13 protein-coding genes, 23 tRNA genes and 1 rRNA gene are annotated in these 14974 nt (G+C 51.0%); 32 read left to right on the forward strand and 5 right to left on the reverse strand.

Features of this window, described 5'->3' with window-relative positions; genetic code table 11:
* Positions 1 to 38: 38 nt before the first annotated feature.
* The 5 genes from jag to rpmH form a co-directional block, all read right to left on the reverse strand.
* Positions 39 to 668 carry an RNA-binding cell elongation regulator Jag/EloR gene (jag, locus tag ACFSO0_RS02810; protein ID WP_376876037.1) on the reverse strand — a complete coding sequence of 210 codons (630 nt, stop codon included), beginning with the start codon at positions 666 to 668 and terminating at the stop codon, positions 39 to 41.
* Positions 665 to 1423 (reverse strand): membrane protein insertase YidC, encoded by a 759-nt coding sequence (gene yidC, locus ACFSO0_RS02815; protein WP_376876040.1) that lies wholly within the window; start codon positions 1421 to 1423, stop codon positions 665 to 667. The genes jag and yidC overlap by 4 nt, the downstream gene beginning before the upstream one ends.
* A gap of 40 nt (positions 1424 to 1463) precedes the next feature.
* Complete coding sequence (yidD, locus tag ACFSO0_RS02820) at positions 1464 to 1688, reverse strand: membrane protein insertion efficiency factor YidD (RefSeq protein WP_376876043.1); 225 nt, start codon at positions 1686 to 1688, stop codon at positions 1464 to 1466.
* 4 nt (positions 1689 to 1692) lie between these two features.
* On the reverse strand, positions 1693 to 2061 hold the full coding sequence (gene rnpA, locus ACFSO0_RS02825; protein WP_376876046.1) for a ribonuclease P protein component: 369 nt from the start codon (positions 2059 to 2061) through the stop codon (positions 1693 to 1695).
* A gap of 364 nt (positions 2062 to 2425) precedes the next feature.
* On the reverse strand, positions 2426 to 2560 hold the full coding sequence (gene rpmH / locus ACFSO0_RS02830) for a 50S ribosomal protein L34 (RefSeq protein WP_376876050.1): 135 nt from the start codon (positions 2558 to 2560) through the stop codon (positions 2426 to 2428).
* Positions 2561 to 3150: 590 nt separating this feature from the next.
* Here rpmH and dnaA point away from each other — a divergent pair.
* From dnaA to ACFSO0_RS02990, 32 genes are all read left to right on the forward strand, one after another.
* Positions 3151 to 4512 (forward strand): chromosomal replication initiator protein DnaA, encoded by a 1362-nt coding sequence (gene dnaA / locus ACFSO0_RS02835; protein ID WP_376876055.1) that lies wholly within the window; start codon positions 3151 to 3153, stop codon positions 4510 to 4512.
* A gap of 209 nt (positions 4513 to 4721) precedes the next feature.
* Positions 4722 to 5861, forward strand: coding sequence for a DNA polymerase III subunit beta (gene dnaN / locus ACFSO0_RS02840; RefSeq protein ID WP_376876058.1), 1140 nt, complete (start codon positions 4722 to 4724; stop codon positions 5859 to 5861).
* Between the two features lie 58 nt (positions 5862 to 5919).
* Positions 5920 to 6135: a S4 domain-containing protein YaaA gene (gene yaaA, locus ACFSO0_RS02845; RefSeq protein WP_376876061.1), complete on the forward strand. Its 216-nt coding sequence runs from the start codon at positions 5920 to 5922 to the stop codon at positions 6133 to 6135.
* A 16-nt stretch (positions 6136 to 6151) separates the two neighbouring features.
* Entirely contained in the window at positions 6152 to 7270 is a 1119-nt protein-coding gene (gene recF / locus ACFSO0_RS02850; RefSeq protein WP_376876065.1) for a DNA replication/repair protein RecF, read from the forward strand.
* An 11-nt stretch (positions 7271 to 7281) separates the two neighbouring features.
* A complete protein-coding gene (gene remB, locus ACFSO0_RS02855; RefSeq protein ID WP_376876068.1) occupies positions 7282 to 7566 on the forward strand; it encodes an extracellular matrix regulator RemB in 285 nt (94 codons plus the stop codon).
* 3 nt (positions 7567 to 7569) lie between these two features.
* Positions 7570 to 9495, forward strand: a complete 1926-nt coding sequence (gene gyrB / locus ACFSO0_RS02860) for a DNA topoisomerase (ATP-hydrolyzing) subunit B (RefSeq protein WP_376876071.1) — start codon at positions 7570 to 7572, stop codon at positions 9493 to 9495.
* A gap of 202 nt (positions 9496 to 9697) precedes the next feature.
* Complete coding sequence (locus ACFSO0_RS02865; RefSeq protein WP_376876074.1) at positions 9698 to 10150, forward strand: MarR family winged helix-turn-helix transcriptional regulator; 453 nt, start codon at positions 9698 to 9700, stop codon at positions 10148 to 10150.
* Positions 10151 to 10211: 61 nt separating this feature from the next.
* Positions 10212 to 11507, forward strand: coding sequence for an MFS transporter (locus ACFSO0_RS02870; RefSeq protein WP_376876077.1), 1296 nt, complete (start codon positions 10212 to 10214; stop codon positions 11505 to 11507).
* A 326-nt stretch (positions 11508 to 11833) separates the two neighbouring features.
* Positions 11834 to 11910 (forward strand) — tRNA-Ile (locus ACFSO0_RS02875).
* Between the two features lie 31 nt (positions 11911 to 11941).
* A tRNA-Ala gene (locus ACFSO0_RS02880) sits at positions 11942 to 12017 on the forward strand.
* A 37-nt stretch (positions 12018 to 12054) separates the two neighbouring features.
* Positions 12055 to 12130: transfer RNA gene (locus tag ACFSO0_RS02885), tRNA-Asn, on the forward strand.
* A 5-nt stretch (positions 12131 to 12135) separates the two neighbouring features.
* Positions 12136 to 12211 (forward strand) — tRNA-Thr (locus tag ACFSO0_RS02890).
* Positions 12212 to 12280: 69 nt separating this feature from the next.
* A tRNA-Glu gene (locus ACFSO0_RS02895) sits at positions 12281 to 12357 on the forward strand.
* Between the two features lie 83 nt (positions 12358 to 12440).
* A tRNA-Val gene (locus ACFSO0_RS02900) sits at positions 12441 to 12516 on the forward strand.
* An 18-nt stretch (positions 12517 to 12534) separates the two neighbouring features.
* A tRNA-Asp gene (locus tag ACFSO0_RS02905) sits at positions 12535 to 12611 on the forward strand.
* A 16-nt stretch (positions 12612 to 12627) separates the two neighbouring features.
* Positions 12628 to 12703, forward strand: a tRNA-Thr gene (locus ACFSO0_RS02910).
* A gap of 58 nt (positions 12704 to 12761) precedes the next feature.
* Positions 12762 to 12846: transfer RNA gene (locus ACFSO0_RS02915), tRNA-Tyr, on the forward strand.
* 18 nt (positions 12847 to 12864) lie between these two features.
* Positions 12865 to 12939 (forward strand) — tRNA-Gln (locus tag ACFSO0_RS02920).
* Positions 12940 to 12946: 7 nt separating this feature from the next.
* Positions 12947 to 13022: transfer RNA gene (locus ACFSO0_RS02925), tRNA-Lys, on the forward strand.
* Between the two features lie 56 nt (positions 13023 to 13078).
* Positions 13079 to 13165, forward strand: a tRNA-Leu gene (locus ACFSO0_RS02930).
* A gap of 24 nt (positions 13166 to 13189) precedes the next feature.
* Positions 13190 to 13265, forward strand: a tRNA-Gly gene (locus ACFSO0_RS02935).
* Between the two features lie 154 nt (positions 13266 to 13419).
* A tRNA-Arg gene (locus ACFSO0_RS02940) sits at positions 13420 to 13496 on the forward strand.
* 27 nt (positions 13497 to 13523) lie between these two features.
* Positions 13524 to 13600, forward strand: a tRNA-Pro gene (locus tag ACFSO0_RS02945).
* Positions 13601 to 13618: 18 nt separating this feature from the next.
* Positions 13619 to 13700, forward strand: a tRNA-Leu gene (locus ACFSO0_RS02950).
* A gap of 6 nt (positions 13701 to 13706) precedes the next feature.
* Positions 13707 to 13780, forward strand: a tRNA-Gly gene (locus ACFSO0_RS02955).
* A 9-nt stretch (positions 13781 to 13789) separates the two neighbouring features.
* Positions 13790 to 13878, forward strand: a tRNA-Ser gene (locus tag ACFSO0_RS02960).
* A 20-nt stretch (positions 13879 to 13898) separates the two neighbouring features.
* Positions 13899 to 13975: transfer RNA gene (locus ACFSO0_RS02965), tRNA-Met, on the forward strand.
* 1 nt (position 13976) lies between these two features.
* A tRNA-Trp gene (locus ACFSO0_RS02970) sits at positions 13977 to 14050 on the forward strand.
* 20 nt (positions 14051 to 14070) lie between these two features.
* Positions 14071 to 14146 (forward strand) — tRNA-His (locus tag ACFSO0_RS02975).
* 21 nt (positions 14147 to 14167) lie between these two features.
* Positions 14168 to 14241 (forward strand) — tRNA-Arg (locus ACFSO0_RS02980).
* Between the two features lie 9 nt (positions 14242 to 14250).
* Positions 14251 to 14335 (forward strand) — tRNA-Leu (locus tag ACFSO0_RS02985).
* A 276-nt stretch (positions 14336 to 14611) separates the two neighbouring features.
* Positions 14612 to 14974, forward strand: a 16S ribosomal RNA gene (locus ACFSO0_RS02990); the annotation flags it as partial.

Below are 14974 nucleotides of genomic sequence, written 5' to 3' on the forward strand. Positions count from 1 at the left end.
AACGAAGCATTGCCCAGCCTTGCGCAAAAAAAAGAAGCCTACCTGGAGGCTTCTTTCGGTGCGATGACAATATAGCGATTGGGTTCGTCCCCTTCACTGAACGTAACCACATCGGATCGTTTTTGCAAAAAGGCGTGAATGACTTTCCTCTCCGCTGCCGACATCGGCTCCAGACGAACCTCGCGTCTGGTGGAAAGGGCCTTTTTGGCGACCCGATCTGCCAGCTGCTCCAGCGTTTCTTTGCGGCGCAGCCGGTAGTTTTCTGCATCCAACGTGATGCGAACGTGTTTGTCCGCATGACGGTTTGCTACGACGTTTACGAGATACTGCAGTGAATCAAGAGTTTGTCCCCTACGGCCAATAATGATTCCCAGATTTGAACCCTGGATGTCAAACAGCACGCCTTCCTCATTGGTGCGTTGTTCCACTTTGGCGTCTACCTTCATGTTGGACAACACGTCTTGAAGAAATTCACGTCCCTGTGCAACGGGGTCAAAGTGAAATTCGACTTCCACTTTGGCGTCTTTGGTCCCGATCAGTCCGAACAGTCCCCTGCTCGGTTCCTCCAGTACGCGGACGCTTGCCTTTTCACGGGGCACACCCAATTCCAGCAAAGCTTTCTGCACAGCATCGTCTATCGTTTTTGCCGTAGCTACCACCTTTTTCACTTGGAGGCTCCCTCCTTAGGAGTAAGCTGTTTCCCTTTGTCACGGTACAAGAAGTAGGTTTGCACGATGGTGAACAGGTTGCCGTACACCCAGTACAGCGAGAGCGCCGACGGCAATGTCACGGCGATGGCCAGAATCATCAGCGGCATCATGACCAGCATCATTTGCATTTGCGGGTTGCCTTGTGTAGTCTGACCCATCATTTTCGACTGCAGATAGGTCGTCACAGCTGCCACGACCGGCAAAATATAATACGGGTCTTTTGCGCCCAGAGTCAGCCAGAGGAAGGTTTGCGACTTGATCTCCGCAGTACGGATAATCGCGTGGTAGAAAGCAATCAGGATCGGCATTTGCACCAGCATCGGCAAGCAGCCGGCCAACGGATTGACCCCGTTCTTTTGGAAAAGAGCCATGGTCTCCTGCTGTGCCTTTTGCGAATCGTTCTTGTACTTCTCGCGGATTTTTTGCATTTCCGGTTGAAGCTCCTGCATTTTTTTGGAGCTTCTGATCTGCTTGATCATCAGCGGAAGCACGATCAGACGAATGATAATCGTCGCTACCAGAATACCCAAGCCGTAGTTGTTGCCGAGAATCAATGCGCTCTCTTTGATCAACCAGGACAAGGGGTAAACCAAATACTTGTCCCAAATGCCGGTTGCGTCAGGGCCGATTGGTGCAGCTTTCTGAGGGTTACAGCCCGACAAAATGAAAACCAGCAAGGTCAGCATAAGCATGCTGAGGGTACGTCTGCTCAAGGGATGATCCTCCTTTTCCCCGCTTCAATGAGGTGATGAATTAATTTCGCTGTTCCGGAACCGGATCAAATCCGCCCGGGTGGAACGGATGGCATTTCAGGATGCGACGAAGAGCCAGCCATCCTCCCTTCCACGCGCCGAATCTGCGAATGGATTCGATCGCGTAGTGAGAGCATGTCGGCGCGAATCTGCACGACGGCGGTTTCAGCGGAGAAATGAAAAGCTGGTACCCGCGAATCAGCCCCATCATGATTTTCGCTATCATCGTATCACCCTCTTCTTCCATTATGTACGGGTGCCTGTTTGATCACCTTTGCCCGCTTCATGACGTGCAAAAGCGACTGTTCGATGGCTTCAAGCGACATCAGCTCCACACCTGGACGTGCGATGATGACGAGATCCACACCGGTTGGAATGACAGGTTCCAATCGGGCGACTGCTTCGCGAATCAGACGCTTGACCCTGTTACGAATAACGGCGTTGCCAATCTTTTTGCTGACGGAAATTCCAGCGCGAAACGCAGCTTGTCCCTCCTGTCTGGCTGTATACAGGACAAACTGCTTGTTGGCAGCTGAACTTCCTCGTTGAAACACTGCTTGAAATTGCTCATTCTTTTTGAGCCGGTGTGAACGATGCAAGGTAAACAACCCCTAACATCACAATTATAGTAGAAAACGCAAACAGCATCTACCAGTATATCCTTGTTTCGTCCACTTTTTTCCCAAGCCGGACATAAAGTGCAGGAATTTCGCAATCAGTGAAAATCATCGCGCTGCGCCATAGGCTATATGCGCTATAAAATGAAAAAAAGCCGGCAACCCCCTTGTCCCTTCTCCAAAGGCGATCCTGCCTTCTTGCATGCTTCATCCTCTCGGTAGCTGGATAGCTAAGTAATCATTTTCCTTCCAAGAAGGTTCAACATCCTTGCAGGACTTCCTCTTTCCAGAAACAAAGAATTTTCCGACTCTTCCTCGAAACAAAAAAGGCCACGGAATGTGTGGCCTAAGCGGAAAGAACTTTTCTTCCTCTTTTACGACGAGCAGCCAAAACTTTACGGCCGTTTTTTGTGCTCATGCGCTTACGGAATCCATGATCCTTTTTGCGCTTACGGTTGTTAGGATTAAAAGATGGTTTCATTAGGTCTACACCTCCGCCTTTACAGACATTCTTTCGCATTATAAAAAGATATGCCCAAAAAGTCAAGGGACAATGGAATTTTATTGCCAAGACAAATATCCCCATAAAACTATTTCCCAAAGCGCAGTCATTCTGTGGATATTTCTTTATCCACAAAAGCGTGATTCGACAAAATTATCTACAGCTTGTACACAAAATATAGATATGTGCATATGTGCCCGGCACCAGTGGTTGTGTTTGTGGATAAGTATGAAAAAACCGTTGATACCATGCGTTATATCTGTTATCATGTTTTTGTTTTGAAGCGTGAATAACTCCGAAAGGTCAATCGGTTTTTCCACAGCATGTGGATAAGTTTGTGGACAGATTCCCCCATGTGTGTATCTTCTTACTCACAAGGCTGCGGATAACCATCTGCTCTTATTCTCTTCTCCGAGTCGAATCCCTTTTTTTCGACTTTTTTTATCCACAATTACTGCCTATGACCGTGTTGACAACCGGGTCTCACATACGCGCATGATTGCCCTTTTATTTGTCATTTCCTAACATTCATTTCATTTTTTCGGATTGCCCATAAGGAGGGATTCTGGTTGGATGCAGCGATTAGCGAGCTATGGCGCAAAGTCTTGGCCAAGATAGAAAAATCGCTTAGCAAACCCAGTTTTGATACCTGGCTGAAGGCGACCAAAGCGACCACATTGGAAGAAGATGCACTGATCGTCGTAGCGCCGAACGACTTTGCCAGAGATTGGCTCGAAACCAGGTACTCTCAATTGATCACCGATACACTATATGAAGTGACCGGTATCAATATGAAGGTAAAATTCGTCGTCCTGCAAAATCCGGATGCCGCATTTGCCGAAGAACAACCTGCTCCGCGGGCAAAGACACAAGCTCCGCCGGCGGCAGCGGATGACCAACCGCCCAGTATTTTGAATCCCAAGTACACGTTTGACACTTTCGTCATCGGCTCGGGGAATCGATTTGCACACGCTGCATCGCTCGCGGTTGCGGAAGCTCCCGCCAAAGCGTACAACCCTCTTTTTATTTACGGGGGCGTAGGACTCGGCAAAACCCACTTGATGCACGCCATTGGCCATTACGTCATCCAGCATAATCCTTCGGCGAAAGTGGTTTATTTGTCGTCTGAAAAATTCACCAACGAGTTCATCAATTCCATCCGCGACAACAAAGCGGTCGAATTTCGCAACAAGTACCGGAGCGTCGACGTTTTGCTGATTGACGACATCCAGTTCCTGGCGGGCAAAGAATCGACACAGGAAGAGTTTTTCCATACGTTCAATGCCTTGCACGAAGAAAGCAAGCAAATCATTATTTCCTCCGACCGGCCTCCAAAAGAGATTCCGACGCTGGAAGACCGACTGCGCTCGCGCTTTGAATGGGGCCTGATTACGGATATTCAGCCGCCGGATCTTGAGACGCGGATTGCCATTCTGCGCAAAAAGGCCAAGGCGGAGAACCTGGACATTCCGAATGAAGTCATGGCGTACATCGCCAATCAGATCGACAGCAACATTCGCGAGCTGGAAGGCGCCCTGATCCGCGTAGTGGCGTACTCCTCGCTGATCAATCGCGATATCGATACGCAACTGGCAGCGGAGGCGCTCAAGGACATCATTCCGTCTTCCCGTCCGCGCGTCATTACCATCATGGACATCCAACGGGCTGTCGGAGAAGCCTTCAACCTCAAGCTGGAGGATTTCAAGGCCAAAAAGCGAACAAAGACGGTCGCTTTCCCCCGCCAAATCGCCATGTATCTGTCCAGGGAGCTGACCGATGCGTCCCTTCCCAAGATCGGCGACGAATTCGGCGGACGCGACCACACGACGGTCATCCATGCGCACGAGAAAATCTCCCGTGCTCTGGCCAATGATCCGCAAATGCAAACGACCATTCAGTCGCTCATTGAAAAGCTCAAAGCCAATCACTAAATCTGTGCATAACGCAAAAAGCCTATACACAACTTACCCACATGTGTATAGGCTCTCTTTTACGCAACGAGTTCACATATCCACAAATCCACAGGACCTAGTACTACTTCTGTTAAAAATCATTATCCTAATAGTTTATGATAAAGCCGCAGCCATTATGCATAACGTTTTCATTTTTCATATGGCTCGAGAGAGGGAGGCTTACGTTGATGCATATCACCGTTCAACGAGACAAGCTGTCTAACGCTGTTTCACACGTCAGCAAAGCGGTTTCCAGCCGAACAACCATTCCGGTTTTGACCGGGATCAAAATAAAAACCGATGATGAAGGTCTGACCCTTACGGCAAGCGATTCGGATATTTCCATCGAGGTTCAGATCCCTTTGGAAGAAGCCGGTGAATGGGGCGTAACCATTCATAAGCCAGGCAGCATCGTGTTGACAGCTCGCATTTTCAGCGAAATCGTCCGCAAACTGCCCGGCAACGAGATCGAGATCAAAGTGGACGAGCGTCTGGTGACCCAGATTCGTTCCGGTCAGGCTGAATTCACGATCAACGGGATGGATGCCAGCGAGTATCCGCAACTGCCCCATCTGGAAGAGGACAAAGTGTTCAGCGTTCCTTGTGATCTGTTGAAAACCATGATCCGCCAGACCGTTTTCGGCGTATCCACTTCGGAGATGCGCCCGATTTTGACCGGTTTGATGTGGTCTTTGGAGAACGGCCAGCTGCGTTTTGTCGCAACGGACAGCCACCGCCTGGCAAGCCGCACCGCCATGGTAGAATGCCGTGAAGATTTGTCGTTCCACAATGTCGTGGTACCGGGTAAAAGCTGCAACGAGCTGGTGAAAATATTGGATGACGAGCAAAATCCGGCTGACATCGTCGTGGCGGAAAACCAGATCCTGGTGAAGTCCAGGCACATCCTGTTCTATTCCCGCCTGCTGGAGGGCACTTACCCGGACACGACCAGGATCATTCCGCAAGGCAGCAAAACCGAGATCACGGTGAGCACCAAAGAGTTTTTGCAGTCAATCGAGCGGGCTTCCCTGCTCTCCCGCGAAGGCAAATCCAACGTGGTGAAGCTGGTCACGCTTCCGGACGGAAGTGTGGAAATCACCTCCAATGCTCCGGAAATCGGGAAAGTTACGGATATCCTGATGCCGAAAGCCATGAACGGTGAAGATCTGAAGATTTCCTTCAATGCGAAATACATGATTGATGCGCTTCGTGCCATCGACAGCAGCGAAATCAAAGCGAGCTTCACTGGCCCGATGAGTCCGTTCGTGATTCGTCCGACCGACCACGACTGGACGCTCCATTTGATTTTGCCAGTCCGTACTTACTAGACAGATCATGTGTTTTTCGTAAACGACCTTTTTTACGTAAAAGAAAGGAGGCCCTGCTATGCGTGAGGTTTCCATCAAGACCGAATATATCGCCCTTGGGCAATTTCTAAAGCTGGCTGACGTCATTGATACAGGAGGCATGGCCAAAGCATTTCTCGCGGAGGTTCCCATTCGCATCAACGGCGAGCTGGACAATCGCCGCGGCCGCAAGCTGTATCCTGGCGATGAAGTGGAGATCGAAGGCTTCGGCCGTTATCAGGTGGTCAGTCGCTGAGAGGAGAGCGTGATTCTTGTTTCTCAAGAACCTTTCGCTTGCCAACTATCGCAATTACAAGTCCCTGTCCTTGTCGTTTGAAGGCCCGATCCAACTGTTTATTGGCAACAATGCGCAGGGAAAAACTAACGTTCTGGAGTCGATCTACGTACTCGCCCTGGCCAAATCCCATCGCACGCCCCGGGACAAGGAGCTGATTGCGTGGGAAGCCGACTATGCAGCTGTCCGTAGCGATGTTCTTCGTCGCTACGGCTCTGTTCGTTTGGAGCTGCAGTTGACAGCCAAGGGAAAGCGGGCCAAAATCAACGGGATGGAGCAGCAAAAGCTCAGTGCCTATGTAGGGGCGCTGAATGTCGTCATGTTTGCGCCGGAGGATCTGTCCATCGTGAAGGGAGCGCCTGCCCAGCGCAGACGGTTTATCGACATGGAAATCGGCCAGGTCTCCCCGACGTATCTGTATTATTTGAGCAATTACAACAAGGTATTGCAGCAGCGGAACCAGCTTTTGAAGGACTTGGCGATGAAAAAGAGCCAGTCTCTGGAAATGCTGACAATTTGGAATACCCAATTGGCCGATTTAGCGGTAAAATTGTTACGGAAGCGTTTTGAGTTCATTCGGAAGCTGGAGACGTGGGCGAGGGAGATCCACACCGGCATTACCGACGGCAGGGAAACGCTCTCTTTGCATTATGAAAATTCTTCGCCCGTCACAGAAGATATGGCGGCGGAACAGGCAGTCGACGTCATGCTGGATGCCTATGAAGAAGTGCGCGACCGGGAAATTATGCGCGGGAGCACACTGATCGGGCCGCATCGCGATGATTTTTCACTCAAAGTGAACGGCATGGATGTGCAAACGTACGGCTCGCAGGGGCAGCAACGCACCAGTGCGCTGTCTATCAAATTGGCAGAAATCGAGCTGATTAAAGAAGAAGTGGGCGAGTACCCCGTTCTTTTGTTGGATGATGTCTTGTCAGAGTTGGATGAACATCGGCAGACCTTGCTGCTCGAGACGATCCAGGATCGTGTACAGACGTTTGTAAGCACCACGGGTGTGGAAGGCTTAAAGCATCAGGTTCTCCAGCAAGCCTCGCGTTTCTACGTGAAGGAAGGGAGCATATCGGGGGAAAGGTAGGGAAGACAGGAATGTTTATTCACATTGGTGGGGATACTGTGGTGAGCACGAAGGAAGTCATTTCCATTCTTGATCATCAGACGATGAAATCCTCGAAAATCAACAAGGCTTTCTTGCATGAAAAGCGGAAAATGATCGTGGACCATAGCGAGGAAGAAACGAAGTCCTACGTGATCACCCAGGACGCCATTTACTGTTCACCTATTTCTTCTCTGACGCTGAAGCGACGCGCTCAGTTCGTGGACAGCTTGGATCAGGTTCCCTTTGCACAAGCTGAAGTGGAGGAGTTGACGTAAAGAGTGGATCAAATGACGACGAAAGATACAAACTACGACGCCAGTCAGATTCAGGTGCTGGAAGGTCTGGAGGCCGTGCGGAAACGCCCCGGGATGTACATCGGGTCGACCAGCAGCCGCGGTTTGCATCACCTGGTGTGGGAGATTGTCGACAACGCGATTGACGAAGCGCTTGCCGGGTATTGTGACAATATTTTGGTAGTCATTCAGCCGGACAACTCCGTCTCTGTAACCGACAATGGCCGGGGGATTCCTACGGGCATCCATGAAAAAACCGGCAAATCGACGGTCGAGACTGTACTGACGGTCTTGCACGCGGGCGGTAAATTTGGCGGCGGCGGATACAAAGTGTCCGGCGGTTTGCACGGGGTGGGCAGCTCCGTAGTGAACGCGCTGTCCGAATGGCTGGAAGTCGAAGTCAAGCAAAACGGCAAAGTGTACTACATGCGCTTTACAATGGGAAGTCCCGATGCAGATCTGGCCGTCGTCGGTGAAACGGAAGAGACTGGCACGAAGGTAACATTCAAGCCGGACCCGACGATCTTTACAGAGACGACGGTGTTTGAATACGAGACTTTGCAAAAACGCATTCGTGAACTGGCTTTCCTGAACAAAGGATTGCGGATCACGCTGAAGGATGCCCGTCCCGGCCAGGAGCGGGAAGAATCGTTCCATTACGAGGGCGGGATCGTGCAGTTCGTAGAGTACCTGAACAAAAACCGGGAAATTCTGCACGACGAAGTTATCTATTGCGAAGGGGAAAAAGAAGGCCTGCTGGTAGAAGTCGCCCTGCAGTACAACGACGGCTACTTGAGCAATATTTATTCCTTCGCCAACAATATCAATACGCATGAAGGCGGAACGCACGAGACCGGCTTCAAAACGGCTCTGACTCGTGTCATCAACGATTACAGCCGCAAGTTCAACTTCCTGAAGGAAAAAGATCCGAACCTGTCCGGCGATGACGTGCGCGAAGGAATTACGGCGATCATTTCCGTCAAGATTCAGGAGCCGCAGTTTGAAGGCCAAACCAAAACCAAGCTGGGCAACTCGGAGGCGCGGAGCATTACCGAATCAGTTTTTGGTGAACGCTTCAACACCTTCATGGAGGAAAATCCGGGCATCGCCAAAAAGATCGTGGAGAAAGCCCTGATGGCTTCGCGTGCCCGTGAAGCGGCTCGCAAGGCGCGGGAGATGACGAGGCGCAAGAGCGCACTCGAGGTCAGTTCGCTGCCGGGTAAACTGGCGGATTGCTCCTCCAAGGATGCCTCTGAATCCGAACTGTTCATCGTAGAGGGAGACTCTGCGGGCGGTTCTGCCAAAATGGGCCGTGACCGCCACTTCCAGGCGATTTTGCCGCTGCGCGGAAAAGTGCTGAACGTGGAGAAGTCACGACTGGACAAAATTTTGGCGAATAACGAGATTCGCGCGATCATCACCGCGCTCGGCACCGGTGTAGGCGAAGACTTCGACATTTCCAAAGCGCGCTACCACAAGGTGGTCATCATGACGGATGCCGACGTGGACGGATCTCACATCCGTACGCTGCTGCTTACATTCTTCTATCGCTATATGAGGCAGCTGATTGAAGCGGGCTACATTTACATTGCCCAGCCGCCTCTCTACAGCATCAAGCAAGGAAAACAGGTGTACTACGCCTATACGGACCAGCAGCGCGATGAAATTCTTGCGACGCTGAAGACGGTGCCGAAGCCAAGCATTCAGCGCTACAAAGGGCTGGGTGAGATGAACGCTGAACAATTGTGGGAGACGACCATGGACCCCCAAATGCGAACGCTTCTGCAGGTAAATCTGGAAGATATCATGGAGTCGGATAGCGTATTTGAGACGTTGATGGGCGACGAGGTAGAGCCGCGCAGGGAATTTATCGAGCAGTATGCTGCGACTGTGCGAGACCTCGACATTTAACTGTCATTTTTCACCAATAACCGGATTTGTTTCATAGCAAGCGAAAGGCTCACTTCTCCACATGAACAGGGGGAGCGAGCCTTTTCCTTTGCTTCCACAAAATGTATCGTTTCGGGATTGACAGTTCCAATTGTTGCTCTTATCATTTGTTGTACATACAAAATAAAAAATCATCAAGCCTGCCCCACGTGGAGGAAAGAAAATGACCAGTCCAATGAATCAAGAACCACAAAAGGATGAAGCTTTTCTGGAAGACTGCCTGTACTTTACCGCAAACCGTCTGAGCCGGGCGATTACGCGTATGGCCGACGAGGCGTTTGCCACTACAGGATTGACGCCCGCTTACGGCTATCTCATTCGTCTTGTGATTGGCTCTCCGGGCATTACTCAAAAGGAACTCTCAGAAAAGCTGTCCATTACTCCTTCGACGCTGACCCGTTTCGTCGACAAGCTTGAGGCAAAGCAGCTCGTGGAGCGTAAAGTTCACGGAAAGACCGTCATGGTATACCCGACCGAGAAAGGTGTCGAGTTGGGACCGGCTCTTCGCCAGGCGTCGAAAAAGCTGAAGCGGCTCTATGAGGAGATCCTTGGTAAACAACTCAGCGATCAGTTGACGCAGTACCTGGCGTCATCAAGCAAGCAGCTGGAAAAATAATCAGCTGACATTCATTTATATTTTGTATGTACAAACAAATTTATAAATGTGGGGTGCATGTATGGATTCTCTGAATGCGCAAAATGGCTGCAAGCCCAAGTCACGTGTCTACTACGGCTGGATCATTGTCCTGTTGACCTTCGTCACTCTTTTGGTATCCGCCGGGATTCGAGCGCTGCCAAGTATTTTGCTGGTACCTTTCCAGGATGAGTTTGGCTGGAGCCGAGGAAGCATCTCCAGCGTTCTCTCCATGGGGATTTTTCTGTACGGCCTGGTCGGTCCTTTCTCCGCTGCTTTGCTCTTGCGCTTCGGCGTCCGCAAAGTCGTCGTCCTGTCTCTTGCCGTGTTAGCCCTCAGCCTGGCTTGTACTCCTTTTATGACTGCTCTTTGGCAATTTGAGCTTCTTTGGGGGCTTGTCTCAGGTCTTGCTACCGGGATGATGGCCAATGTTCTCGGTGTGACCGTGAGTAATCTGTGGTTTGTCAAAAACAAAGGGCTCGTCGTAGGCTTGTTGACTGCGAGCGCCGCTACCGGTCAATTGATCTTTTTGCCTTTGATGGCGAAGCTGACAACGGACTTGGGCTGGAGATACGCGATTTTGGCGACTGTTCTTGTCCTGATCCTCGTCCTGGCTGCAGTTGCGATTTGGATGCGAAACCACCCATCCGACGTAGGCGTGGCTCCTTATGGAACCGATGAAGTCGTGCCGCCGACACCATTTACCGGCAATATCTTTTTGGAACCCCTGCAAAATCTGCGCTATGCCATGAAAAATTCGACCTTTTGGTTGCTCGCGGGAACCTTCTTCTTCTGCGGTTTTTCCACGAATGGCCTGATCGGAACGCACCTTATCGCCGCCTGCGGAGATTTTGGGTTGCCGGAAGTAACTGCAGCCGGGCTGCTCGCCATGATGGGATTATTCGATCTTGCCGGCACGACGATCTCCGGCTGGCTGTCTGATCGCTTTGACAACCGTTGGCTCCTGTTCTGGTACTACGGACTGCGCGGCTTGTCCCTGATTTTCTTGCCGTATGCCCTGGATTCCACACCGACGATGCTCATCATCTTCTCCGTTTTCTACGGCCTGGACTGGATTGCGACTGTACCGCCGACTGCCAAGCTGTCCAGCCAAGTGTTTGGCAAAGAAAAGTCAGGAATGATCTTTGGCTGGGTCGTCGTTGCGCACCAGATCGGGGCTTCTGCCGCGGCTTATGGTGCAGGCGTCATGCGTGACTGGCTTGGCACGTATGCAGAAGCTTTTATGATCGCCGGCTTTCTCTGCTTCTTCGCTTCGCTCATGGCGGTCAAAATCAAGAAGCATGTAGATGCGAAAAAGGCTTCTGTCATGCAAGCATAAGATTCGCACTCGCGTGTTGATTATTTTCGGATATTGATGTGCTACTGAAATCCGGTTATATTTGAAAATAAGCACGGGTGTTATCGTGCTGATTTTATCGAGTATAACTCCACAGTGGACTGGTACGGTCAAAGAATACTGGACTCAGCTGTTCAGGTGATGTATTCTTATACGTTTCCGGACGGCTGGGTCTATTTTTTGGCAGCAGGTTTTTTCTCAGTTTTTTCACCTTCGACCTACGATTTTTTTAGAAAGAGAGAAAAAATTCACTTTTCCTATTGCGTGGTTTGAAAAAATATGCTAGATTAAAGATCCAGGCGGAATACGGGCCTATAGCTCAGTTGGTTAGAGCGCACGCCTGATAAGCGTGAGGTCGGCTGTTCGAGTCAGCCTAGGCCCACCACTTATACAGAACGCTCGAGAGTTTCTTTCATGGGGCTGTAGCTCAGTTGGGAGAGCGCCTGCCTTGCAAGCAGGAGGTCATCGGTTCGATCCCGTTCAGCTCCACCATTTCTTCGCATAGGCTTCGGTCTGGAAATCGAATTATTCCTCGGTAGCTCAGTTGGTAGAGCAATCGGCTGTTAACCGATCGGTCGGCGGTTCGAGTCCGTCCCGAGGAGCCATCTTCGCTCCTGTAGCTCAGTCGGTAGAGCGTTTCCATGGTAAGGAAGAGGTCGCAGGTTCGATTCCTGTCGGGAGCACCATTTCATTCCTAGAAAAGTGAAGTAAGCCGGGTGTTTGCGGCGGTTTCTTTTCGGGATGAATGCCTTTATGGCCCGTTGGTGAAGCGGTTTAACACAGCAGCCTTTCACGCTGTCATACAGGGGTTCGAATCCCCTACGGGTCACCATCATATACCCCACAAAGTGAAGCGGATGCTTTGCAGCAACACCGAGTACTTTGCGGGGGCCCCAACAACAGTTTGGGGAGTATGGAGGCTTAGCTCAGCTGGGAGAGCATCTGCCTTACAAGCAGAGGGTCGGCGGTTCGATCCCGTCAGCCTCCACCATTTTTGATAACTGCACATGGAGCTGTGGTGAAGTTGGAGTTCACGCCGGTCTGTCACACCGGAGGTCGCGGGTTCGAGTCCCGTCAGCTCCGCCATTTTATATACTAATATGCCGGTATAGCTCAATTGGTAGAGCACCTGACTTGTAATCAGGGGGTTGTGGGTTCAAGTCCTATTGCCGGCACCACTCCATAAATCTGCTGAATGCAGCATTGATGTATGGGCAACCTTATAAAGGGCAAGCTGGGGAGATAGCGAAGTGGCTAAACGCGGCAGACTGTAAATCTGCTCCCTCTGGGTTCGGCGGTTCGAATCCGTCTCTCCCCACCATTTTGAAATCTTGGCTGTTGGGGTATAGCCAAGCGGTAAGGCAACGGACTTTGACTCCGTCATTCCTAGGTTCGAATCCTAGTACCCCAGCCATTTGCATGAGCCATTAGCTCAGTTGGTAGAGCATCTGACTTTTAATCAGAGGGTCGAAGGTTCGAGTCCTTCATGGCTCACCAGTTTTCACTTCCTGTATCGCGGACGAAACTTCGCGTGAAGGACTCCAAGTTGATATGCGGTCGTGGCGGAATTGGCAGACGCGCTAGATTCAGGTTCTAGTGGTGGCAACACCGTGGAGGTTCAAGTCCTCTCGACCGCACCAAAATTTCACTTTTTTATAAAGTATGCGGACGTAGCTCAATTGGTAGAGCGTCGCCTTGCCAAGGCGAAGGTCGCGGGTTCGAGACCCGTCGTCCGCTCCATGATGATCTTCAGGTCTCTCACCCGTACCGGGTTCACCCTCGAAGATTGGACAAAGGAGAATCGCTCGGGTACTTCAGATCCGGCTTGCCAGGAAGCGTTTCGACGCAGCGGCGCCGGTTGGAAGCGAGACCCGTCGTCCGCTCCATACAATATGTGCCCTTAGCTCAGCTGGATAGAGCGTTTGACTACGAATCAAAAGGTCGGGAGTTCGAATCTCTCAGGGCACGCCACTCTTAATAAAAAGAAGTATGTACAGTCGGGAAGTAGCTCAGCTTGGTAGAGTACTTGGCTTGGGACCAAGGGGTCGCAGGTTCGAATCCTGTCTTCCCGACCATTTTTTACAACTGTATAGGCCGGTGTGGCGGAATGGCAGACGCGCGCGACTCAAAATCGTGAGGGAAACCGTGGGGGTTCAAGTCCCTTCACCGGCACCATATTTTGCGGGTGTAGTTCAATGGTAGAACTCCAGCCTTCCAAGCTGGTCGCGTGGGTTCGATTCCCATCACCCGCTCCATTTTTTTGCGGAGGGATACCGAAGTGGTCATAACGGGGCGGTCTTGAAAACCGTTAGAGTGCAAGCTCACGCGGGTTCGAATCCTGCTCCCTCCGCCATATTTGTTACCAGATTACGTGGCGGCGTAGCTCAGATGGCTAGAGCGTTCGGTTCATACCCGAAAGGTCGGGGGTTCGATCCCCTCCACCGCTACCATAGGGGCATAGTTTAACGGTAGAACGAAGGTCTCCAAAACCTTTGGTGTGGGTTCGATTCCTACTGCCCCTGCCAAAGAACTGTATAGAATCATGGCGGTCGTGGCGAAGGGGTTAACGCACCGGATTGTGGCTCCGGCACTCGTGGGTTCAAGTCCCATCGATCGCCCCATCTTTTTTCTAAATAACATATGTCTCAGTAGCTCAGCTGGATAGAGCATCCGCCTTCTAAGCGGACGGTCGGGAGTTCGAATCTCTCCTGAGACGTTTATTCATGCGGTCGTGGTGGAATTGGCAGACACACCATCTTGAGGGGGTGGCGGGGCGACCCGTGCGAGTTCGAGTCTCGCCGACCGCACCATCTATACTTTTGAAATTAAGTTTGAAAATGCACTTGATTTTAAGAGTTGGACATGCTATATTGTAAATCCACCCGCTAGACGATGTGTAGTGAGGTGGAACAAATTGAGTAAGATTAAAAAAGTTATTGACTTACTCAAGATGATTTGGTAATCTAGAGTCCTGCGGTTGATGCCGCGACACAAAATGCTCTTTGAAAACTGAACAGCGAAAGCGTTGATGAGTCTATCATTTAATGATTTGCCAGCTTGAAAAAGCGATGAACCAGAAACAAACTTTATTGGAGAGTTTGATCCTGGCTCAGGACGAACGCTGGCGGCGTGCCTAATACATGCAAGTCGAGCGAGTCTCTTCGGAGGCTAGCGGCGGACGGGTGAGTAACACGTAGGCAACCTGCCCGTAAGACTGGGATAACATAGGGAAACTTATGCTAATACCAGATAGAGTCTGCTCTCGCATGAGAGAAGACGGAAAGGTGGCGCAAGCTATCACTTGCGGATGGGCCTGCGGCGCATTAGCTGGTTGGTGGGGTAACGGCCTACCAAGGCGACGATGCGTAGCCGACCTGAGAGGGTGACCGGCCACACTGGGACTGAGACACGGCCCAGACTCCTACGGGAGGCAGCAGTAGGGAATTTTC

This window comes from Brevibacillus sp. GCM10020057 (assembly GCF_042683565.1).
Taxonomy (GTDB): Bacteria; Bacillota; Bacilli; order Brevibacillales; family Brevibacillaceae; genus Brevibacillus.

What these genes read in the sequence shown, in the direction of transcription:
- ACFSO0_RS02865 (WP_376876074.1), top strand. Translation starts at nt 9,698, where the DNA reads ATGACCAGTCCAATGAATCAAGAACCACAAAAGGATGAAGCTTTTCTG.
- dnaN (WP_376876058.1), top strand. Translation starts at nt 4,722, where the DNA reads ATGCATATCACCGTTCAACGAGACAAGCTGTCTAACGCTGTTTCACAC.
- yidD (WP_376876043.1), bottom strand. Translation starts at nt 1,688, where the DNA reads ATGATAGCGAAAATCATGATGGGGCTGATTCGCGGGTACCAGCTTTTC.
- remB (WP_376876068.1), top strand. Translation starts at nt 7,282, where the DNA reads ATGTTTATTCACATTGGTGGGGATACTGTGGTGAGCACGAAGGAAGTC.
- yaaA (WP_376876061.1), top strand. Translation starts at nt 5,920, where the DNA reads ATGCGTGAGGTTTCCATCAAGACCGAATATATCGCCCTTGGGCAATTT.
- ACFSO0_RS02870 (WP_376876077.1), top strand. Translation starts at nt 10,212, where the DNA reads ATGGATTCTCTGAATGCGCAAAATGGCTGCAAGCCCAAGTCACGTGTC.
- rpmH (WP_376876050.1), bottom strand. Translation starts at nt 2,560, where the DNA reads ATGAAACCATCTTTTAATCCTAACAACCGTAAGCGCAAAAAGGATCAT.